This is a genomic window from Sphingomonas yabuuchiae (genome assembly GCF_001477495.1).
GTDB lineage: Bacteria > Pseudomonadota > Alphaproteobacteria > Sphingomonadales > Sphingomonadaceae > Sphingomonas > Sphingomonas yabuuchiae_A.
Genome location: NZ_LDTF01000081.1, coordinates 1 through 20,168, shown reverse-complemented (window position 1 = coordinate 20,168; position 20,168 = coordinate 1). Strand labels below are relative to the sequence as shown.

At 66.1% G+C, this 20,168-nt stretch carries 20 protein-coding genes and 3 tRNA genes; 10 read left to right on the top strand and 13 right to left on the bottom strand.

The genetic code is table 11. The annotated features are described in order from the left end of the window. Window positions 1-252: 252 nt before the first annotated feature. Window positions 253-1,239 carry a bile acid:sodium symporter family protein gene (locus NS355_RS13845; protein WP_058746247.1) on the bottom strand — a complete coding sequence of 329 codons (987 nt, stop codon included), beginning with the start codon at window positions 1,237-1,239 and terminating at the stop codon, window positions 253-255. Window positions 1,240-1,805: 566 nt separating this feature from the next. Between NS355_RS13845 and NS355_RS13840 the strand changes: the two genes are divergently transcribed. Next, window positions 1,806-3,821, top strand: coding sequence for a M3 family metallopeptidase (locus NS355_RS13840; protein WP_058746246.1), 2,016 nt, complete (start codon window positions 1,806-1,808; stop codon window positions 3,819-3,821). 132 nt (window positions 3,822-3,953) lie between these two features. After that, the gene (locus tag NS355_RS13835; protein ID WP_058746245.1) at window positions 3,954-5,414 is read left to right on the top strand and encodes a globin-coupled sensor protein; all 1,461 of its coding nucleotides are present in this window, start codon (window positions 3,954-3,956) and stop codon (window positions 5,412-5,414) included. A 51-nt stretch (window positions 5,415-5,465) separates the two neighbouring features. Here NS355_RS13835 and NS355_RS13830 read toward each other — a convergent pair whose 3' ends face one another. Next, window positions 5,466-5,732: a helix-turn-helix domain-containing protein gene (locus NS355_RS13830; protein WP_058746244.1), complete on the bottom strand. Its 267-nt coding sequence runs from the start codon at window positions 5,730-5,732 to the stop codon at window positions 5,466-5,468. Between the two features lie 75 nt (window positions 5,733-5,807). On the opposite strand from NS355_RS13830, the gene NS355_RS13825 reads away from it, so the two are divergent. Further along, complete coding sequence (locus tag NS355_RS13825; RefSeq protein ID WP_058746243.1) at window positions 5,808-6,008, top strand: hypothetical protein; 201 nt, start codon at window positions 5,808-5,810, stop codon at window positions 6,006-6,008. Between the two features lie 139 nt (window positions 6,009-6,147). Here NS355_RS13825 and NS355_RS13820 read toward each other — a convergent pair. The 3 genes from NS355_RS13820 to NS355_RS13810 form a co-directional block, all read right to left on the bottom strand. Then, a tRNA-Ala gene (locus NS355_RS13820) sits at window positions 6,148-6,223 on the bottom strand. 76 nt (window positions 6,224-6,299) lie between these two features. After that, a tRNA-Ala gene (locus NS355_RS13815) sits at window positions 6,300-6,375 on the bottom strand. Window positions 6,376-6,462: 87 nt separating this feature from the next. Next, window positions 6,463-6,786, bottom strand: coding sequence for a TIGR02300 family protein (locus tag NS355_RS13810; RefSeq protein ID WP_056439502.1), 324 nt, complete (start codon window positions 6,784-6,786; stop codon window positions 6,463-6,465). 95 nt (window positions 6,787-6,881) lie between these two features. On the opposite strand from NS355_RS13810, the gene aroA reads away from it, so the two are divergent. From aroA to NS355_RS13780, 7 genes are all read left to right on the top strand, one after another. Next, the gene (gene aroA, locus NS355_RS13805) at window positions 6,882-8,213 is read left to right on the top strand and encodes a 3-phosphoshikimate 1-carboxyvinyltransferase (RefSeq protein WP_058746242.1); all 1,332 of its coding nucleotides are present in this window, start codon (window positions 6,882-6,884) and stop codon (window positions 8,211-8,213) included. After that, window positions 8,210-8,845, top strand: a complete 636-nt coding sequence (cmk, locus tag NS355_RS13800) for a (d)CMP kinase (protein WP_058746241.1) — start codon at window positions 8,210-8,212, stop codon at window positions 8,843-8,845. Before aroA ends, cmk begins: the two co-directional genes overlap by 4 nt. A 370-nt stretch (window positions 8,846-9,215) precedes the next feature. Further along, complete coding sequence (gene rpsA, locus NS355_RS13795) at window positions 9,216-10,925, top strand: 30S ribosomal protein S1 (protein WP_007405816.1); 1,710 nt, start codon at window positions 9,216-9,218, stop codon at window positions 10,923-10,925. Between the two features lie 147 nt (window positions 10,926-11,072). After that, window positions 11,073-11,360, top strand: a complete 288-nt coding sequence (locus NS355_RS13790) for an integration host factor subunit beta (RefSeq protein ID WP_056439404.1) — start codon at window positions 11,073-11,075, stop codon at window positions 11,358-11,360. A 101-nt stretch (window positions 11,361-11,461) separates the two neighbouring features. After that, a tRNA-Leu gene (locus NS355_RS13785) sits at window positions 11,462-11,545 on the top strand. A 20-nt stretch (window positions 11,546-11,565) separates the two neighbouring features. Next, complete coding sequence (locus tag NS355_RS18395) at window positions 11,566-12,981, top strand: ABC transporter substrate-binding protein (RefSeq protein ID WP_084787965.1); 1,416 nt, start codon at window positions 11,566-11,568, stop codon at window positions 12,979-12,981. A gap of 5 nt (window positions 12,982-12,986) precedes the next feature. Further along, window positions 12,987-13,406 (top strand): DUF4112 domain-containing protein, encoded by a 420-nt coding sequence (locus NS355_RS13780; protein ID WP_058746240.1) that lies wholly within the window; start codon window positions 12,987-12,989, stop codon window positions 13,404-13,406. A gap of 8 nt (window positions 13,407-13,414) precedes the next feature. On the opposite strand, the gene NS355_RS13775 is transcribed toward NS355_RS13780, so the two are convergent. The 8 genes from NS355_RS13775 to NS355_RS13740 form a co-directional block, all read right to left on the bottom strand. Next, complete coding sequence (locus NS355_RS13775) at window positions 13,415-14,122, bottom strand: ribonuclease T2 family protein (RefSeq protein ID WP_058746239.1); 708 nt, start codon at window positions 14,120-14,122, stop codon at window positions 13,415-13,417. Continuing rightward, the gene (locus tag NS355_RS13770; RefSeq protein WP_153008228.1) at window positions 14,119-14,514 is read right to left on the bottom strand and encodes a hypothetical protein; all 396 of its coding nucleotides are present in this window, start codon (window positions 14,512-14,514) and stop codon (window positions 14,119-14,121) included. The genes NS355_RS13775 and NS355_RS13770 overlap by 4 nt, the downstream gene beginning before the upstream one ends. Before the next feature lie 23 nt (window positions 14,515-14,537). Continuing rightward, window positions 14,538-15,374, bottom strand: a complete 837-nt coding sequence (gene nadC / locus NS355_RS13765) for a carboxylating nicotinate-nucleotide diphosphorylase (protein ID WP_084787963.1) — start codon at window positions 15,372-15,374, stop codon at window positions 14,538-14,540. Between the two features lie 8 nt (window positions 15,375-15,382). Beyond that, a complete protein-coding gene (gene nadA / locus NS355_RS13760) occupies window positions 15,383-16,369 on the bottom strand; it encodes a quinolinate synthase NadA (protein ID WP_058746236.1) in 987 nt (328 codons plus the stop codon). Window positions 16,370-16,414: 45 nt separating this feature from the next. Further along, window positions 16,415-17,158, bottom strand: a complete 744-nt coding sequence (locus NS355_RS13755; RefSeq protein ID WP_153008227.1) for a DUF4230 domain-containing protein — start codon at window positions 17,156-17,158, stop codon at window positions 16,415-16,417. Continuing rightward, window positions 17,143-18,000: an MBL fold metallo-hydrolase gene (locus NS355_RS13750; RefSeq protein ID WP_058746234.1), complete on the bottom strand. Its 858-nt coding sequence runs from the start codon at window positions 17,998-18,000 to the stop codon at window positions 17,143-17,145. The genes NS355_RS13755 and NS355_RS13750 overlap by 16 nt, the downstream gene beginning before the upstream one ends. Before the next feature lie 92 nt (window positions 18,001-18,092). Beyond that, a complete protein-coding gene (locus NS355_RS13745) occupies window positions 18,093-19,706 on the bottom strand; it encodes a M56 family metallopeptidase (RefSeq protein ID WP_058746233.1) in 1,614 nt (537 codons plus the stop codon). Then, complete coding sequence (locus NS355_RS13740) at window positions 19,703-20,071, bottom strand: BlaI/MecI/CopY family transcriptional regulator (protein ID WP_058746232.1); 369 nt, start codon at window positions 20,069-20,071, stop codon at window positions 19,703-19,705. The genes NS355_RS13745 and NS355_RS13740 overlap by 4 nt, the downstream gene beginning before the upstream one ends. Window positions 20,072-20,168 lie beyond the last annotated feature (97 nt).

Below are 20,168 nucleotides of genomic sequence, written 5' to 3'. Positions count from 1 at the left end.
AACCGCCAAGCCGCCGCCCGCATGTCCCTTCATCTAACCTACAATGTCAAAGAGCCCCGACAACAAATCACCGGCAACACCTCACCTTCCCCGTTCCCAGGGCGTTCAGCGTGCCAGCATGTCGTAGCTGCAACCGGCGATCGTGGCGACCACCGCTGCGGTGAAACCCCTCTAGGCGGACGCTCCTCAGGGGTCAACAACTATTTTCACATCTATGTCGTTTTTCTTCCGCCACACCGTAACATCCCGTCGTTACCGCACTTCCCCCTCGCCTCGCGCCTCTGCCTGTTCGCCATAGTGCCGGGCCAGCATGGCGCAGGCGATGAGCTGAATCTGGTGGAACAGCATCACTGGCAACAGGATCACGCCGACTTGCGCCGCCGGGAACAGGACACCTGCCATGGGAACGCCCGATGCCAGGCTCTTCTTCGATCCGCAGAATTGCAGGACGATCGCGTCCTCCGGCGACAGGCGCATCGCCCGTGCGATCAGATAGGTCGCCGCGAGGATCAACCCGAGCAGCAACAGGCAGAGCAGGAACAGACGCCCCAGATCGCCCGGTGACACACGAGTCCACAGCCCTTCGACCACCGCCGCGCCGAATGCGGTATAGACGACGAGCAGGATCGAGCCGCGGTCGACCAGCGTGAGCAGGCTCTTATGCCGACCGACAAAGCCGCCGATCCATGGCCGGAGCAGATGCCCCACCACAAATGGCGCCAGCAGTTGCAGCAGGATTCCCTCTATCGAGGCGAGCGACACCCCTGCCCCGCCCTCGACCTTCATCAGAAGGGCGACCAGGGCCGGGGTCACGAGAATACCCAGGAGGTTGGAGAAGGATGCACTGCAAATCGCCGCCGCGACATTGCCGCGAGCGATTGCGGTGAAGGCGATGGAGGACTGCACCGTCGACGGCAGCAGGGTCAGGAACAATATGCCCATCGCCAGCGACGGATCGATACCCGGCAACCGGATCATGCCGAGCCCCAGCAGCGGAAACAGAAGGAAGGTCGATGCCAGCACCGCCAGATGGAGCGGCCAATTGCGTAGGCCCGTCCAGATGGCGTCGCGCGACAGCTTCGCTCCATGCAGGAAGAAAAGCAGCACAATACCCGCATCGGCGAGATAGCCGGCAAATGTCGCGAACGCTCCCCGCGCAGGCAGGATGGTGGCGATGGCGACCGTCGCCAGCAGGCTGAGGATGAAGGGTTCGAAGACGGAAAACAGGCGCTGGATCATGGGCGCTCCCCGGCTGGACGCGCTCCGCAACCTGTCAGGCTCCACCGAAACGCCGTGAAAGCCGCCAGATAGGCAGATCAGGACAGCGACGCTACCCTTTGTCGTTTCAGCAGCATTTGTGGCTTCAGGAGAAAAATGGAAAATGGGGGGAGCCTACCCGAATTGCTCAACCCCCACTCCGATCGTCCAGCCGGTGCCGGTCTTTCCGGCGGCTTCCACTCCCGATTATGATTCTGTTCGTATTGTGGCCGACGATACGAGCGTTCCGTAGGGGAAATCGCGGCCAAAAAAAAGGCCGGTCTTGCGACCGGCCGGAAAGTTTTTAGGAGAGGATGCCTGAAAGGCCCGACCCTTGTGCACCGCAGCACTCATGTTCGCAATTGCAACCTCGGCAATTGCACTTGCAGGAAATGCAATTGGGAGCGGTAACAGTGACTTGGATTGACCAGCGCTCCTCCTGTGCCCGCCATGACGACCGCACGGATCAGTCTGATCGACCGCAAGGGTCTTGCCGAACGCGGTGCGGCTGCCGAGATGAACGCCACGATAAAGCGCAAGGATGCCGAATGACCACCAATCCCCTGCTCGCCGATACCGACCTGCCCGACTTCGCCGCGATCCGTCCCGAGCATCTGGTGCCCGCGGTCGAGCAGATGATTGCCGATGCGCGCGCCGCCGCCGACCGGATCGGCGGGTCGAACGCCAGCGACTTCGCCGATGTCGTGCTGGCCAGCGAGCGGGCAGGCTTCGCGATCGCGCGGGGCTGGTCCCCGGCCGGGCATCTCCACTCGGTCGCCGACACGCCCGAGCTGCGCGCCGCCTATGCCGAGGCGCAGGCGATGCTGGCCGAATATGGCATGGAGGCGGGACAGGACCCGCGCCTGTTCGCCGCCTTCAATCGGGTCGACCTGGCGCCGCTGACCGAGGCGGAGGCGCGCGCGGTGGTGCTGGCACGGCGGGATTTTACCCTGTCGGGCGTCGGACTGGATGACGCGGCCAAGGCCCGGTTCCGCGAGATCGGCGTCGAACTGAATCGACTGAGCACCGAATTCGGCAATGCCGTGCTCGATTCGACCGAAGCCTGGAGCGAGCATGTCACCGACGAGGCCCTGCTGTCGGGTCTGACCGACAATGCCAAGGCGATCCTGGCCTCCTATGCCGCAGAGAAGGAACTGGATGGCTGGCTGGTCACGCTCCGTGAACCCAGTGTGCAGGCGATCCTGACCCAGGCGGACAATCGCGACCTGCGTGCGCGAGTCGCCAAGGCCTATGCCACTCGTGCCTCCGACCAGGCGGTCGATCCCGCCCACGATAATAGCGCCCGTATCGACCGCATCCTGGAACTGCGCCACGAAGCGGCGCGGCTGCTCGGGTTCGACAACGCCGCCGCCCGCTCGGTAGAGACCAAGATGGCGCAGTCGGCGGATGAGGCGCTGGCCTTCCTGGCCGATCTTGCCGCCCGTGCCCGCCCGCTGGCGGAGCGCGAACTGGCCGAGGCGAGCGCCTATGCCGCCGAAAAATTCGGGATCGCCAAGCTCGAGCCCTGGGACACGGGCTATGTCGCCGAGCATATGCGCCGCGAACGCTTCGGCGTCGATCGCGAAGCGATCCGTGCCTATTTCCCCCTCCCCCGCGTCATGGAGGGCACGGTCGCGCTGATCGAACGGCTATACGGCATCCGCCTGATCGAGCGACAGGACGTATCGGTGTGGAATGAAGATGTCCGCTATTATGATGTGCAGGACCAGAGTGGCGAGATCGTCGCGGGCGTCTATTGCGACTTCCATGCGCGGGCGGGCAAGCGTGGCGGCGCCTGGATGGATGTATGCCGTCCGCGCTTCCGCGACGCCGACCGGTTCCACCGACCGATCGCCTATCTGACCTGCAATTTCCCGCCCGCGACCGGCGACACCCCTGCGCTGCTGGCGCATGGCGATGTCGTCACGCTGCTCCATGAGTTCGGCCATGTGCTGCACCATCTGCTGACCGAGGTCGACCTGCCCTCGATCGGCGGCATTTCCGGCGTCGAGTGGGACGCGGTCGAACTGCCCAGCCAGTTCATGGAGAATTTCGCCTGGGACCGCGACACGCTGACCGCGCTGTCCGCCCATGTGGAGACGGGCGAGCCGCTGCCCGACGAGCTGTTCGCCAAGATGCTGGCGGCGCGACGCTTTCAGGCGGGGCTGTTCCTCCTCCGCCAGGTCGAGTTCGCGACCTTCGACCTCCGGCTGCACCGCGATTACGACCCGGCATTGGGCGGCCGCGTCATGGAGGTGCTGAACGGCGTTCGCGATGAAGTGTCGGTGATTCGTCCGCCCGAGTGGAATCGCTTTCCGCACAGCTTCAGCCATATCTTCGCGGGCGGCTATGCGGCGGGCTATTACAGCTATCTCTGGGCCGAGCTGCTATCGGCGGATGCCTTCGCTGCCTTTGCCGAGGAAGGCCAGGCGGCGGGCGATCGGTTCCGTCGCGAGGTGCTGGCGCGGGGCGCGAGCCGCCCGGCAGCCGAGAATTTCCGCGCTTTCCGCGGCCGTGCGCCGGAGCCGGATGCCCTGCTGCGCCATCACGGACTGGCGGCCTGACCCGCATTCCGGGGCCGCGATTGGCGGCCCCGGTTTCGTTCCCTAGTGTAATCTGGATTATACAGAAAAATCCGTTTCTCGACAGCTTCTTAACCTTCCTTGCCTATCCAGGGGGAATATGGAGGATGTGCTGTGAGCGGATCGGATCATATTGATTTTGAGCAGCGCCTGGCTGCTTTCGACTATGGCGCTCAGAGCTACGCGACGTTTCCGACAATCAAGCGCGCGATCGAGCGGCATGCGCCCGCCGCGCTGACCGCGCTTTACCGGCATATCGCCGATACCGCGCAGATCCGCGGGCTGTTTTCTTCGCAGGCGCGGATGGATCATGCCCGCGACAAGCAGATGGAGCATTGGCGCAAGCTGTTCTCCCGGCCGCTCGACCGCGATTATGCCGCCGCCTCGACCCATATCGGACAGGTCCATGCGCGGATCGGGCTGGCGCCGACCTGGTATATCAGCGGCTATGCCCGGATGCTGGAATATGTCCTGCCCAAGCTGATCCTGGGACGCCTGTTCTGGCCGTTCGGTGCACGGCACCGGGCACGGGCGGCGACCGCGCTGGTCAAGGCTTCGCTGATCGACATGGACATCGCACTGGCCTCCTACTTCGAGGCCGAGCAGGCGGGCCGTCGCGCGGTCATCGAACGTTGCGGTGCGGTGTTCGACCGGATGGCGAAGGGTGACCTGACCGCCTCGCTCGACGGGCTCCCGTCCGAATATCAGGCCCTGGCCGACAGCTTCGAAGCGATGCGCGCTCAGATGTGCGCGACGCTGGGCGTGGTCACCCAGTCGGGCGAACATATCCGCGTCGGCTCGGGCGATATCCGCCAGGCCTCGGACGACCTGTCCGACCGCACCAAGCAGCAGGCCGCCTCTCTGGAGGAAACCGCCGCCGCCATGCAGCAGATCACCTCGACCGTCCGCCAGACCGCCGACGGTGCCTCGCGCGCCAACCGGATCGTCGGCGAGGCCAGGACCGAAGCCGAGGAATCGGGTCAGATCGTCCGCCGCGCGGTCGAGGCGATGGGCGGCATCGAGCGTTCCTCCTCGGAAATCAGCGAGATCATCAGCGTCATCGACGGCATCTCGTTCCAGACCAACCTGCTCGCGCTGAATGCGGGCGTCGAGGCTGCCCGGGCGGGCGAGGCGGGCAAGGGCTTCGCCGTCGTCGCCAGCGAAGTGCGCGCACTGGCGCAGCGCTCGGCCGAAGCGGCCAAGGACGTGAAGACGCGCATCCTCGCTTCCTCCGATCAGGTCGGGGTGGGCGTCGAACTGGTCAACGAGGCGGGCGAGGCGCTGCAACGGATCATCGGCCGGATCGGCGAGATCAGTGAATTGGTGTCCCAGATCGCGGCATCGGCCACCCAGCAGTCGATCGGTCTGCAACAGGTCAACACCGCCGTCGCCGAGATGGATGGTGTGACCCAGCGCAATGCCGCCATGGTCGAACAGGCCACCGATGCCGCGCGCACCCTGGCTCAGGAAGCCGAGACGCTGGCCCGCGAAGTCGCCCGCTTCCACCTGGCCGACATCACCGGCGACCAGCGCAACCCGGTCCACCAGATGCAGCGACGCCTCGCCGCCGTCTGATCCTCATCCCCCGAGGACCCACTGGGCTCCGGCGAAAGCCGGGGCCTTTTTTTAGGTATCGGACCCGACGATGTCCGCGTGATGCGCGTCGAACGCCTCCACGGCCCGTGCGAACAAATCCTGCGGCGCGTGCCGGAGCGCCACGGCGATATCATAGAGCAGCAGGACGTCGACCCCTTGGTGGCCGCCTTCGACCTTGCTGATATACCCTTGCGTCTTTCCGATTAGAAGCCCGAGCTCGCTCTGCTGCAAGCCGGCCTCCTCTCGCGCCTGCCGCAATATGCGAGCGAGGATTTTTTGACGCCTTTGCAATGCCATACCTGATGGTAGGCGAGACCTAATTGCATTCCATTTTGGAATATGATTTGAGGTGAACCGAGCGGGGGACGGCCGGTGATCGCCAAAAACGTACAAATCTATGTTTTAGGCGGACTTGTCGTCACGCTTGCCCCCGCCATCGCCTGGCTCCAGGGAAAGGGAATGGACGCCATTTCATGGGCCATTCTGGAAGGAATTCCCATTTTGGCACTGTTAGTTTTTTGCCTGCACCGCCGCGCAGAGCCGGATGACGATGATGAGGAAGGGATTTTCTGACGGCCCCCTGCAACGTCATCGCCGGGCCTCGCCCATACCTCTCATAACCCTGGGTCGGTCATTGGCCTGACGCCGGGACGCACGAAAACCACCCATGACGCGTCAGGGGCGGTGGACGGCATCAGAGATATCGACATGATGGTGGAGCCGAGGGGGATCGAACCCCTGACCTCTGCAATGCCATTGCAGCGCTCTCCCAGCTGAGCTACGGCCCCATCGATTTCGGCCCTGGCCCGGCGGGATGCGGACTGGCCTGTCAGCGCATGGTTCCATGCGACTGTTCCGGCGGAATGGTGGAGCCGAGGGGGATCGAACCCCTGACCTCTGCAATGCCATTGCAGCGCTCTCCCAGCTGAGCTACGGCCCCGTTCCGCTGTGGAGGCAGCCCACTAGCGGGGCCGCCGTGGCTCGGCAAGCACTTTTTTCAAGCACCCGCCGAGCCCGTTCGGACAACTCAGTGTTCGTCGTCCTCGCTGGACGTTTCCACGCCCAGATCGTCGTCGCCGCCCAGATCGACTTCATCGTCGGGCGAGGGCTCTTCGTCCTCACCGGTGATGTCCAGATCCTCGTCGTCGCCGCCCGCCAGATCGCTGTCGGCTTCCTTGTTCTCGGGCTTGACCTGCTCGAACGGCAGGGGCTGCTTCGACTTCAGGATGGGCTCGGGCTCCCACTGCGTCCCGCAATTGATGCAGGTGACGGGATCGTCCTTTTCGAGGTCGTAGAAACGCGTCGCGCATTTCGGGCACGTACGCTTCGTGCCCCATTCCGGCTTGATCATGCCGTTCATACCTTTCGGAATTGGGTTTTCCGCCGGAGCGAAAAGTGGGCGCGCCTTGCCACAGCGCAAGGCCCCTGTCAAAAGCCCGCGCCATCATGGCGCATCCCCTTCCCCAGCCTCGCACCGTGCGAGCCGCCGCCGCCCTTCGCGGCACCATCGCCGTTCCGGGCGACAAATCGATCAGCCACCGCTCGCTGATGCTCTCCGCGCTCGCGGTCGGTGAAAGCCGCGTCGAAGGGCTGCTGGAGGGTGAGGACGTACTCGCCACCGCCGCCGCGATGCGCGCGATGGGCGCGGACATCGTCCGGCAGGATGACGGGGTGTGGGTGATCCACGGCGTCGGCGTCGGCGGGCTGCTCCAACCCGAGACCGCGCTCGACATGGGCAATTCGGGCACCTCGACGCGCCTGTTGATGGGCCTTGTCGCCAGTCATCCGATCACTGCGACCTTTATCGGCGACGCCTCGCTGTCCAAGCGCCCGATGGGCCGCGTCATCGAACCGCTGTCGCAAATGGGGGCGCAGTTCCAGGATACGCCGGGCGGCCGCCTGCCCCTGATGGTCCGGGGCATCAACCCGGCGGTTCCGATCCGCTACACCCTGCCCGTCGCATCGGCGCAGGTGAAGTCGGCGATCCTGCTGGCAGGCCTGAACACGCCGGGCGAGACGACCGTCATCGAGCCGGTCGCGACCCGCGACCATAGCGAGCGGATGCTGGCGGGCTTCGGCGCGGACCTGACCGTCACTCCCTCGCCCGAGGGCCGGATCATCACGATTCGCGGACAGGCCGAGTTGAAACCCCAGAATATCGTCGTGCCTGGTGATCCCTCGTCGGCCGCCTTCTGGCTGGTCGCAGGCTCGATCGTGCCGGGCGCGGACGTGACCATCACCAATGTCGGCATGAACCCGACCCGGACCGGTATCATCGCAGCGCTCAAGATGATGGGCGCCGACATCACCGAGTTGGACGCGCGTATCGTCGGTGGCGAGCCGGTGGCGGATCTGCGCGTCCGTCACGCAGCCCTGTCGGCGATCGAGGTTCCGTCCGAACTGACGCCGAGCATGATCGACGAATATCCCGTGCTGTTCGTCGCCGCGGCCTTTGCGACCGGCACGACCATCGCGCGCGGCGCGGAAGAACTGCGCGTCAAGGAATCAGATCGGATCACCGCCATGGCGAATGCGCTCGGTGCGTGCGGCGTCGTTTGTGAGGAATTCGAGGACGGCATGGCCGTGACCGGCACCGCTGGCGATCCGATCCCCGGCGGCGCGACCATCGCGACCTTGCTCGACCATCGGATCGCGATGAGCATGACCATCGCCGCGCTGAACGCGCGCGATCCCATCACGCTTGACGATGCCGCACCCGTCGCGACCAGCTACCCCGTGTTCTTCGACACGCTTAATAAGTTGGGAGCGATGGCATGATCATCGCCGTCGACGGCCCCGCCGCCAGCGGCAAGGGCACCATCGCCCGCGCGCTGGCCCGGCATTATGGGCTACCGCATCTCGACACCGGCCTTCTCTACCGCGCGGTGGCGGCGACGGTTCGTACCCTGCACCTCGACCCGACCCGCGAGGCCGATGCGGTGGCGGCGTGCAGCTTCGACGACAGTCTGTTGGCCGATCCCTCCCTGCGCGATGACGAGACGGGCAAGCTCGCCTCGGTCGTGTCGGCGCATCCCCTGGTCCGTGCAGCGTTGCTCCAGCGGCAGAAGCGCTTCGCCAACCAGCCGGGCGGCGCGATCCTCGACGGGCGCGACATCGGCACGGTCATCGCACCCGATGCGGACGCCAAGCTGTTCGTGAAGGCCAGTCCGCAGGTGCGTGCCCGACGGCGGCACACCGAACTCGTGAAGAACGGAGCGGACGTGTCGTTCGAGCAGGTGCTGGCCGATATCCGCGCCCGCGACGAACGCGACAGCGGCCGGGCGACGGCCCCCCTCACCCAGGCGGCGGACGCGGCGGCGCTGGACACCTCCAGCCTGACGATCGACGCGGCCGTGGCCCGTGCGATCCAGTTCGTCGACGCGCAAGTCGCAGCCAAGGCGCGCACCTAACATTCCTCCCCTGCAAGGGGAGGTGGTGGCCTGACGGAGGAGTTCCAGCCTCTCGAGAGCGGGACACCCCTCCACCAGCTTCGCTGGTCCCCCTCCCCTTGCAGGAGGAGGAAGACGCTCCACCTTCCTTGCGCAAAACCGCATTTTCCGCTAAGGCGCCTCCGCTCGCGGACCCTGTTCCGCGGAGAGGCTGACGCGGGGCCTTGCCCCAGCGTCCTTTCCGCATTTGTCGCGGACCGCCGCTTTTCCGTGTTTCAGCATCATCTTCGGGCTTGGTGGCGTCGACATGGGGTCGGCGCGGCCATCGTCGAAGGCCCTGGGAATCGCCCCAGGCCGGAGGCGAAAAACTCTCCAGGAACCTAACCCTTTTATGGCAACCAACCCCCAGCCCACGCGCGACGATTTCGCGGCGATGCTCGATGACATGTTCGGCGGTGCCGACAGCTTCGAGGGTCGCGTCGTGCATGGCACCGTCACCGCGATCGAAAACGACATGGCCGTCATCGACGTCGGTCTGAAGTCGGAAGGCCGTGTGCCCCTCCGCGAATTCGCTGCCCCCGGCCAGAAGGCCGACCTGAAGGTCGGTGACGAAGTCGAGGTCTATGTCGACCGCGTCGAGAACATGCATGGCGAAGCGATGCTCAGCCGCGATCGCGCCCGCCGCGAAGCCGCCTGGGACAAGCTGGAGCTCGAATTCTCGAAGTCGGCCCGCGTCGAAGGCGTGATCTTCGGCCGCGTGAAGGGTGGCTTCACCGTCGACCTGAACGGCGCCGTGGCGTTCCTGCCGGGCTCGCAGGTCGATATCCGCCCCGTCCGCGACGTCACCCCGCTGATGGACATCCCGCAGCCGTTCCAGATCCTGAAGATGGACCGCAAGCGCGGCAACATCGTCGTGTCGCGTCGCGCCGTTCTAGAAGAGACCCGCGCCGAGCAGCGTTCGGGCCTGATCCAGAGCCTGGCCGAGGGTCAAATCATCGACGGCGTCGTCAAGAACATCACCGATTACGGTGCGTTCGTTGACCTGGGCGGCATCGACGGCCTGCTGCACGTCACCGACCTGTCGTACAAGCGCGTCAATCATCCGTCGGAGATGATCGCGATCGGCGACACCGTGCGCGTCCAGATCATCCGCATCAACAAGGACACGCAGCGCATCTCGCTCGGCATGAAGCAGCTCGAGAGCGATCCGTGGGATGGCGCCGGCGCCAAGTACCCGGTCGGCGCGAAGCTGTCGGGCCGCGTCACGAACATCACCGAATATGGTGCGTTCGTCGAGTTGGAGCCGGGCATCGAAGGCCTGGTCCACGTCTCGGAAATGTCCTGGACCAAGAAGAACGTCCATCCGGGCAAGATCGTCTCGACCTCGCAGGAAGTCGATGTGGTCGTCCTCGAGGTCGATCAGGAAAAGCGCCGTATCTCGCTCGGCCTCAAGCAGGCTCAGGCCAATCCGTGGGAAGCGTTCGCCGCCGCCCATCCGATCGGCTCGACCGTCGAGGGCGAAGTCAAGAACGCGACCGAGTTCGGCCTGTTCATCGGCCTGGACAACGATGTCGACGGCATGGTCCACATGTCGGATATCGCCTGGGGCGTGTCGGGTGAGGATGCCCTCAACCTGCACCGCAAGGGCGAAGTCGTTCAGGCCGTGGTTCTGGACATCGACCCCGAGAAGGAGCGCATCTCGCTCGGCATGAAGCAGCTCGAGCGCGGCGGCCCGGTCGCTGGCGGCGTGGCTGCGGCTGGCGATCGCCTGAACAAGAACCAGGTCGTCACCGTGACTGTCCTCGAAGTCCGCGATGCGGGCCTCGAAGTCCAGGCGGGCGACGATGGCGCGACCGGCTTCATCAAGCGCACCGATCTGGGTCGCGACCGTGACGAGCAGCGCCCCGAGCGCTTCCAAGTCGGCCAGAAGTTCGACGCGATGGTCACCGGCTTCGACCGTTCGAAGAAGCCGACCTTCTCGGTCAAGGCGATGCAGATCGCCGAAGAGAAGCAGGCGGTGGCTCAGTACGGTTCGTCCGACTCGGGCGCGTCGCTGGGCGACATTCTGGGCGAAGCGCTGAAGGCGCGCACCCAGAAGTAAGTCACTGGGCCGGGGCATGTTTTTTCGGAAACATGTCCCGGTTCCGGCCAAACGACACGGACGTGTCGTTTAATCGTATAATAAAACTACTTTCAGCAGCGAGAAACACAGGTTAAGAACGCCCCGTCTTAAGCTTGGGACTAGACGATGATCCGTTCGGAACTGGTGCAAAAAATCGGTCAGCGTAATCCGGGGCTGAACCCGCGTGAAGTCGAACTGATCGTCACGATTTTCTTTGATGAGATTACCAAGCGGCTGTCGGACGATGGTCGCGTCGAACTGCGCGGCTTCGGCGCCTTTTCGACCCGCGCACGCGGTGCCCGTACCGGCCGCAATCCCCGCACCGGCGAAACCGTCGATGTCTGCGCCAAGCGCGTTCCTTATTTCAAACCCGGCAAGGAAATGCGCGCGCGCCTGAATGTCGACGCGGAGTGATCGCATTCCGGTCTTGAGGTAATGGGGGCGCAGCTATTCCAGCTTTACGACAGCTGCGCCCTTGACCTTCGCGGCATCCTGGTATCTTCGTTGGCCTGTGCGCGGACGTGGCGAAACCGGTAGACGCTGCCGACTTAAAATCGGCTTCCTATGGAGTGCGGGTTCGAGTCCCGCCGTCCGCACCATCGGATTGGCCGCCGCCCTGATGGCGACGACTGCCTGCGAGCGTCATGCCGATCATGGGGCGGTGGTCGTCAGCACGGTCCAATCCACCACCCCTTCCGTCCGGCCCGGCGAACTGAGCCTCACCGATGGCGATACGTCGCGCCGCGTCCTGCGCGACGCGCTGGCGCAGGGGCTGGTGCGTTTCGACGCCAATGGCCAGATCGAGCCGGGGCTGGCCGAACGCTGGATCGTCATCGACGAGGGCGGCAGCTTTATCTTCCGCCTGCGCGAGGCGAAGTGGAATGACGGCTCGCCCGTCACCGCCGAACAGGTCGTGCCGATCCTGCGCCGCCTGGTCTCACCCAATTCGGGGAATCCGCTGGCCCCCTTCCTGACCGCGATCGACGAGATCGTGGTGATGACGCCGCAGGTCATCGAAATCCGCCTGTCGCGCCCTCGCCCAGATCTGCTGAAGCTGTTTGCCCAGCCCGAAATGGCGATCGTCGATCGCGGACGTCGCGGCACCGGGCCGTTCCGCATCATCCGGGCGGGGCCGCCACCGCTGCTACGCCCTATCCCCGACCCCCGCCGCGTCGAGCCCGAGGATGACGCCACGCCCGCGCCGGAGGAGGATGTCCGCCTGATCGCCGAAAGTCCGGCGCGCGCCATCCTGCGTTTTGCGGGGGGCCAATCTGACCTGCTGCTCGGCGGCCGGTTCGAGACATGGCCGCTGCTGGACGCCGTCCGGATCAACCAAGCCGCCATCCGGCTCGACCCGGCGGCGGGACTGTTCGGGCTGAACATCGTCCGTCGCGACGGTTTCCTGGCGGACGCGGCCAACCGTCAGGCGCTATCGGCCGCGTTCGACCGGGCCACCATGCTGGCGGCGGTGGCGCCCAATTGGGAAGCCGCCGATCGCCTGCTGCCCGACACACTCGATTCGGATGCTCCGCCGCAAATTCCCGGCTGGGCACTCCTCAATCTGGACGAACGACGCAGCGGGGCGCGGGCGCGGGTCGCCGCCTGGGGTCAGCCGGTGCGGCTGCGCATCGCCCTACCGCAGGGGCCGGGCGCGAACCTGCTTTATGGCCAGATCGGTGCGACCTTGCTGGCGGTCGGCATCACACCGGAACGGGTGGCGCTCGATGCTCCGGCCGATCTTCGCCTGATCGATGCGGTCGCTCCCTATGACAGCGCGCGCTGGTATCTCGCCACCGCCTGTGCGCCCTGCGGAGAGGCGGCGATGGCGGCGATCGAGCAGGCGCGGCTGGCCCCGACCCTGGCGGAACGCGGATCGGCGATCGCGGCGGCGGATGCGGCGATCAATGCCGACACGCCGTTCATCCCGCTCGCGCGCCCGCTGCGCTGGTCGCTCACCACGGCGCGGCTGCGGCAATTCCAGACCAACAGCCGCGCCTGGCATCCATTGAACCGATTGCGCGCCATCACCAATTGAACGGCATGGCCAACACGACCCGCATCGACCCCATGGCATTCGACGCTCTGCCGCTCGACAAGAGCATCGCCGCCAGCCGCCAGCGGATCGAGGCGATGGAGCGCCTGTTGGAGCGCGTCGTCACGCTGCCCGGCCTCAACCGGCCCATCGGGCTGGATGTGATATTGGGCCTCGTCCCCATCGTCGGCGACATCGCCGCTGCGGCGCTCGGCAGTTACATCATCTGGGAAGCGCGCAATCTGGGCCTGTCCAAATTCCAGATGGCGCGCATGATGGGCAATGTCGGCTTCGACGCCCTGCTGGGGTTCGTGCCGCTGATCGGCGATGCGGCCGATGTGCTGTTCCGTTCGAACACGCGCAATCTGCGGATCATCCGCAAGCATCTGGACAAGCATCACCCCTCCAGCGTGGTGCTGGAGGGGTAGACATCCGGTCAGCGGCTGCCGCGCCAGATCTTCAGCGGCGCGTTGGGTGACAAGCCGCCCTGATGCGCCGGGCAGCGGGCGGGACGGAATGCCTTGTTCAGGCAAATCCAGATTTCATCCAGCCAGCCTTCGCGGGTGGCGGTGACGCGCATCATATCCGCGGTCATCCCCCGATTGGCGGCGGCGAAGGCGGTCGCCAGATCCGCTGCGGTCAGGCCGTTCCGACGCGACAACCCGTCCATATCCGGGAAGCGCAGCCCGTAATATAATGCGTTCGACCGCTGGAAATAACGCGCCGGGCTGTATCCGCTCATGCAGGTGCCGTGTTTGGCCCATTCATGCTGCATCAACTGCGCCGAGGGCGTGGCGCAGATGTGGCGGCGGACCACCGCCTGCGGAATGATCGCGGTCGGGCGGCAATATTGCGGCCAGTCCTTGTCCAGGCCATCGGGCCATAGGCCATGCAGGGTGAAGCCGAAGCGATTGGCGCCGCCGCACTGGAAGCTGCTGTTCCCCTTGGGATCGCGGCAGAATAGCGGGCTCCAGGTGATGGCCAGCGTGTAACCGCCGATCGGCAACACGCGGGTCGGCTGGCTCTGGCTGGGCAAGTCCGGGCGGATGGACTGGGCCCCGCGCGGTGCGGTGCACTGCAACGTCTGCGCCGACACCAGCTGCGGCGTGGCCAACAATGCCATCCCGATCAATACATGTTTCATGCTTCGCTTACCTCCGCCATCGCACGATACCAGGCTTGGGCATTGGGCCGCATCAGCATCACGACCGCCACCAGCGACGACGCCGCCTGTACGGCCGTCAGCACGCCGAACACGCCCTCGGCCAGCGCTCCGACCGACACTTGATAGAGAAAACCCAGCAGGTTCAGGATCGTCAGCACGACCAGCAGCCCCAGCCCGACCCGGCTGGCCATGCGGGTGGTCAGCAGCGTGCCGAGCAGGAACAGACCGATCAGCAGGCCATTGGCGATGATCGCGATCGCCACCCCGGCCTGGGCGACCGTATCGGCCCAGCCGATGACCGCCAGCACCACCAGCAACAGGATGGCGAACAGCGACAGCCGCTCGCCCAATATCACCGACTTCGGTCGCACGATCATCCCCTTCCAAGCGCGCCTCAGGCGGCGGCGAAATCCAGTCCGATATCAGCCGCCGGAGCCGATTGGGTCAAGCGGCCCACGCTGACATAGGTGACGCCCGATCCCGCGATGGGGCGGATGGTGTCGAGACGTACGCCGCCCGACGCCTCGGTCGGCACCCGGCCCGCGACCCGCGCGACACCCTCGGCCAGTTGCGCCGGGTTCATGTTGTCGAGCAGCAAATGGGTCGCCCCCGCCGCCAGCGCAGGCTCGATCTGGTCGAGCGCGTCGACCTCGACGATGATGCGGGCGATCCCGGCCTCGCGCGCCGCCGTGACCGCAGGGCCGATGCCGCCCGCGACCGCGACATGATTGTCCTTGATCATCGCCGCGTCCCACAGCCCCATGCGATGGTTCTGCGCACCGCCCATGCGGGTGGCGTATTTCTCCACGAGGCGCAGGCCCGGAATGGTCTTGCGCGTATCAAGCAGCGTCGCGCCGGTGCCCGCGATCGCCGCGACATAGGCGGCCGTCATCGTCGCGATGCCCGACAGATGCTGGACGGTGTTCAGCGCCGAGCGCTCGGCGGTCAGCATCGCGCGGGCCTTGCCCGACAGGCGCAGCAGGTCGGTGCCCGCCGATACGCTGGTGCCGTCCTCGACCAGCCGCTCGATGACGACATCCGGGTCGAGGTGCCGGAAGAACGCCTCGGCGATGGGCAGCCCGGCGACGGTGATCGCGTCACGGCTGGCCATGGTGCCGATGAAGCGCGCCTCCGCCGGGATCACCGCCGCCGAGGTGATGTCCCCGCCCGGCCCCAGATCCTCGGCCAGCGTCGCGGTGACGAAGGCGTCGAGGTCGAAACCGTCGATCACGCTTTCCGTCACGGGCGCGGGCCCAGATCGCCCTTGCCGACCGACCCGCCAGCCAGCGTCAGCATCGCGTCGAGGCTCTTCTTGGCCTGAAGCCGCAGGCCTTCCTCGATCTCGACGCGCGGCGTCAGGTCGCGCAGCGCCAGGTACAGCTTCTCCATGGTGTTCAGCGCCATGTACGGGCAGATATTGCAGTTGCAGTTGCCGTCCGCGCCCGGCGCACCGATGAAGGTCTTGCCCGGCATCGCCTTTTGCATCTGGTGGATGATGTGCGGCTCGGTCGCGACGATCAGCGTGTCGCTGGTGACGGTCTGCGCGAACTCCAGGATGCCGCGCGTCGACCCGACATAATCGGCATGGTCGAGGATCACGGCGGGGCATTCGGGATGCGCGGCGATCGGCGCGTCGGGGTGCTGGGCGCGCAGCTTCAGCAGTTCGGTCTCGCTGAACGCCTCGTGCACGATGCACACACCCGGCCATAGCAGCATGTCGCGACCGGTCTTGCGCGCCAGATAGCCGCCCAGATTGCGGTCGGGGCCGAAGATGATCTTCTGCGCCGGATCGATCTGCGCCAGGATCTGCTCCGCCGAAGAGGACGTCACGATGATGTCGGACAGCGCCTTCACCTCGGTCGAACAGTTGATATAGGTCAGCGCGATGTGATCGGGGTGCTGGGCGCGGAATTCGGCGAATTGCTCGGGCGGGCAGCTGTCCTCCAGGCTGCACCCGGCGGCCATGTCGGGCAGCACGACGATCTTGTCCGGCGACAGGATCTTGGCCGTCTCCGCCATGAAGCGCACGCCGCAAAAGGCGATGACGTCGGCATCGGTCGCCTGCGCCTTGCGGCTGAGGTCCAGGCTGTCGCCGACGAAATCGGCCAGGTCCTGAATCTCGGGCTTCTGATAATAATGGGCGAGGATGACGGCGTTGCGTTCCTTGCGGAGCCGGTCGATCTCGGCGCGCAGGTCGAGGCCCGTCAGATTCGTCTGGATGGTCATGGCATTCCCCCTAGGCGCATGGGCCCGCGCCGACAATCGGCCACGTCAGCCGCTATTGCCAAGAACCTCTTGCAGGTTGCGCGTCGTGTCCCAGCGTTCGTCGCTCGCCGGTTCGTCGGAGAAGCGCACCTTGACGCTGCCCTCCACCCCTGCCGCCCGCAGCGGCATGGAAAAGCTGCGCTCGATCGCACGGCGGGTCGCGTCGCGGGCCAGCTTCATCGGCGCGGGCGCGCGGGCCTGTCGCATCAGTTCGACCTGGCCCGCCGTGCGGTTGGCGGCGTCGAGCCGCTGCTCGGCGTCGGTGAAGGTGGTCAGCAGGCCGCCCGATCCATATTCGCGGATCGCCGACAGATCGACCTGCGGCCCGTCGATCTCGACTGGCGGCAAGGTCACAGAAAGGACGCGGGCATTCGCGTCCCAGCGCACATCCTGCTGGCGCAATTTGCCCAGATCGACCTCGTAACGGACCATGCCGGGCATGATCAGCGTCCGCTCGGTCGAAAACCCCAGCTGCGACTGGCGCGAGGTGACGACCGCCACATAACGCGCGGCAAAGGCCGACAGCCGGTTCTGTTCGCGCAGGCCGTCCAGGCTGGCGCGCGCGATAGTGGTCGGGTCGGGCGTCAGACGGTCCTCGACATAGCGCTGGACACCCCACACCACGATCAGTCCGGCCAGCACCAGCAGGAGCAGCACCCCCGCCACCTTGGTCAAGAACAGGCCAAGCCCGCCGCGCGCCGGTGCCGGCGGCTGCGGCGTTTCGACGGGCGGTGTCACGCGCTGATCCATGATGCTCCTTCCTCGCGGACCAGCCCGCGGTTCCGCAGGTCATAAAGATGCGCCAGCACCGATCGTTCCGCCGCCGGAATCAGTTTGGGATTCAGCCCGACATACATGCGTGCCGTCATCGCCGCGATCGGCATCCTCTCTTCCGCTGCGAGCAGGCGCAGGATCTGCCCCTCGCGCTGCTTGCGATGGCCCAGCATTCCGCGCACCAGCCGTTGCGGATTGTCGACCGCCTCGCCATGCCCGGGATAGTAGACCCGGTCGTCGCGCTCCATCAGCTTTTCCAGACTGGCCATATAGGCGCTCATGTCGCCATCGGGGGGCGACACGATGCTCGTCGACCAGCCCATGACGTGATCACCCGAAAACAGCGCCCTGGTCTCGGGCAATGCAAAGGCGAGATGGTTGGACGTGTGGCCGGGCGTTGCGATCGCATTCAGGGTCCAGCCGTCGCCGCGCACCCCCTCGCCCTCCGCCAGGACCCTGTCCGGCGCATAGTCGCGGTCGAACGCGGCATCGGACTGGCCACCCTGATAGTCGGCAGCGAACGGGGCCGCACCGACGATCGGCGCACCAGTCAGGCGGGCGAGCGGACGGCTGGCCGGGCTGTGATCGCGGTGATGATGGGTGATCAGGATCGCGACCACCGGCCGTTCCGCGATCACGCCGGTCAGCGCGTCCAGATGGGCGGGATCGTCCGGCCCCGGGTCGATGACGGCCACGTCGCGGTCGCCCACGACATGGCTTTGCGTGCCCGTATAGGTGAAGGGGGACGGATTGGGGGCGAGCACGCGGGTGACCAGCGGCTCAAGCAGGATCGGAATGCCGGTCGGGTGCTCAGCCATTCCCGACCATGTGGGCAAGCGGCGGACAAACGGCAACCCCTATCCCCGTTTGACGGGCACAGGGGTCGAGTTGGGGTAAAGTCGTGGTCCGGTCAGTCGCGATCGCGGTTCGCCATGTCGGCCTTCAGCTTGGCGGTCGCTTCGTTCAGGCCGTTGAGTGCGTCGCGGCGGGCATCCTCGGACAGGTTGCGGTCGCGGGTGATCGAGGCGCGCGCACTCTCGATGCTGGCGAGCGCGATCTGCATGTTCACCTGCGCCGTGCGCTGAGCATGGACGGAGGCGATCGAGGCCTGACGAGCGTCACGCTCGATCCGGTCGGTGCAGATGATCGTCACCTGCCGCCGGGTCTTGCCGTCGACCGTCATATAGCTGGTGCGGGTATCGCTGTCGCCCGTGCCGCAAACGCGCGCCTGGACCATCGGGATCGGAGGCATCGGCACCATGGGAACCATGCCATTGTCGCCGATGAACTTGACCTTATGGCCGTTGCGCAGCGTCACGACGCGAACACGGGGTGCGGCGGGTGCCAACGGGGCGGCGGGGACCTCGGCAGCCAGCGGAACCGCCGGGGCAGCGGGAACGGCGGGCGCCTCCGGGACCGTGGCCGCGATCGCAACCACGGGCTTCGCGGGGACCGCAGGGGCCACGAGCGCGGAAGGGGCGGCAGGCACTTCGGGAACCTCAGGCACCGTCTGGGCGACGGCGGGTAGGACCGCGACCGTGCTGGTCAGGTCGACGCCCAACGTCCGCTCGACCTTCTTGGTCAGCGCCGCCGCCGCCGGGGTGCCGGAGGCCGTCGCCCCCAGCCCGGCCAGGACCAGCAACGACACGGTCGCGCCGCCCACCGCCAGCTGGCGACGCGATTTCGGAGAAGTCGTCAACATCTTCAGCCTCCCTTTCAGATCATCGATGGTATGCAGGTGACAGGCGCCCGACAGCGCGCGGCCATGCGCGGCCTTTACGATGGCGCAGGCATAGACATGACGGTCGGCCCGGCTGCGCCCCTTCAGGACGCGGGCGTCGTTCGCCAGCTCTTGGTCGGCGCGGAAAGCATGGAAGGCCCGCCACGCCAGCGGATTGAACCAGTGCAGCGCCAGCACGGCGAGCGCGATCCAGTTGGCGATCAGGTCGCCCCGCGCGTGGTGGCCCAGCTCGTGGGCCAGCGCCAGGTCGCGCTCGTCGGCGTCGTACCGCTCGGCGAAATCGCGCGGGAAGGCGACGTAGCGGTGCCAGATGCCGAAGGCGAGCGGCCCCGGTGCGCCATCGCTGGCGACCACGCGCACACCCTCCACCGCCTCCAGCGGCTCGGCATCGGCCAGCAACCGCGTGCGGAAGCGCCAGTGGCGAAACAGCTGAAAGCCGAGGAACCCCGCCGCCCCGACGATCCAGAACAGCGCAATACCCTGCTCCACCATCGGCCAGATGCCGGGCGCATCCACCGTGGCGGGAATCTGAGCGGTCATGGGCAAGACGACATAGGTCGCGAAGCGCTCGCTCGCGGCGGCCAGCGGCGGGGTCGCCTGCTCGGACAGGCCGCGCGGCAACGGCGGCAGGATCAGCCGGAGGAGCGGCAGCGCCCAGAGCGCATAGGCGATCTGCGGCCCGAAGGCCTGGCGGACATGGCGACGGGCCAGCAGGACCAGCGCCATCAGGAGGGTGGAGGCGATCATCGCCTCCACCGCCCAGCCGAGTTGCGCCCCGCTCATGCCTTCAGGTCCTTGAGCAGTGCCTCGATCTCGGAAATATCCTGTGCGGTCAGCTCGTCACGCTCAGCCAAATGCGCGACCAGCGGGGTCAGACGACCGCCGAACAACCGGTCGATCAGGCGACGGGATTCGCCCATGACATAATCGTCGCGCGCGACCAGCGGACGATACAGGTACCGCCGCCCCTGCTCTTCATGCGCGATGGCGCTCTTGGCAAGCAGGCGGCCGAGCAGCGTCTTGACGGTGTTGGTGCTCCAGCCGCGTTCGGGATCGACCCGCTCCGCTACATCCTGCGCGGTCAGCGGAGCCTCCTCCCACAGGACCTCCATCACGGCATGTTCGGCATCGCTGATACGCTCGGCCATCGACTCGCCCCTTTATTGACTACAAGCGTAATCCTACTCCGATTACAGACGTAGTCAATAGGGTCAGGCAATCCTCCCCCGGAACGGGGAGGTGGCA

Coding starts and splice junctions, on each gene's coding strand:
- NS355_RS13790 (WP_056439404.1), top strand. CDS start 11,073: ATGATCCGTTCGGAACTGGTGCAAAAAATCGGTCAGCGTAATCCGGGG.
- NS355_RS13755 (WP_153008227.1), bottom strand. CDS start 17,158: ATGGATCAGCGCGTGACACCGCCCGTCGAAACGCCGCAGCCGCCGGCA.
- NS355_RS13740 (WP_058746232.1), bottom strand. CDS start 20,071: ATGGCCGAGCGTATCAGCGATGCCGAACATGCCGTGATGGAGGTCCTG.
- NS355_RS18395 (WP_084787965.1), top strand. CDS start 11,566: ATGGCGACGACTGCCTGCGAGCGTCATGCCGATCATGGGGCGGTGGTC.
- NS355_RS13845 (WP_058746247.1), bottom strand. CDS start 1,239: ATGATCCAGCGCCTGTTTTCCGTCTTCGAACCCTTCATCCTCAGCCTG.
- nadA (WP_058746236.1), bottom strand. CDS start 16,369: ATGACCATCCAGACGAATCTGACGGGCCTCGACCTGCGCGCCGAGATC.
- aroA (WP_058746242.1), top strand. CDS start 6,882: ATGGCGCATCCCCTTCCCCAGCCTCGCACCGTGCGAGCCGCCGCCGCC.
- NS355_RS13750 (WP_058746234.1), bottom strand. CDS start 18,000: ATGGCTGAGCACCCGACCGGCATTCCGATCCTGCTTGAGCCGCTGGTC.
- cmk (WP_058746241.1), top strand. CDS start 8,210: ATGATCATCGCCGTCGACGGCCCCGCCGCCAGCGGCAAGGGCACCATC.
- rpsA (WP_007405816.1), top strand. CDS start 9,216: ATGGCAACCAACCCCCAGCCCACGCGCGACGATTTCGCGGCGATGCTC.
- NS355_RS13810 (WP_056439502.1), bottom strand. CDS start 6,786: ATGATCAAGCCGGAATGGGGCACGAAGCGTACGTGCCCGAAATGCGCG.
- NS355_RS13780 (WP_058746240.1), top strand. CDS start 12,987: ATGGCCAACACGACCCGCATCGACCCCATGGCATTCGACGCTCTGCCG.
- NS355_RS13840 (WP_058746246.1), top strand. CDS start 1,806: ATGACCACCAATCCCCTGCTCGCCGATACCGACCTGCCCGACTTCGCC.
- NS355_RS13830 (WP_058746244.1), bottom strand. CDS start 5,732: ATGGCATTGCAAAGGCGTCAAAAAATCCTCGCTCGCATATTGCGGCAG.
- NS355_RS13775 (WP_058746239.1), bottom strand. CDS start 14,122: ATGAAACATGTATTGATCGGGATGGCATTGTTGGCCACGCCGCAGCTG.
- NS355_RS13745 (WP_058746233.1), bottom strand. CDS start 19,706: ATGAGCGGGGCGCAACTCGGCTGGGCGGTGGAGGCGATGATCGCCTCC.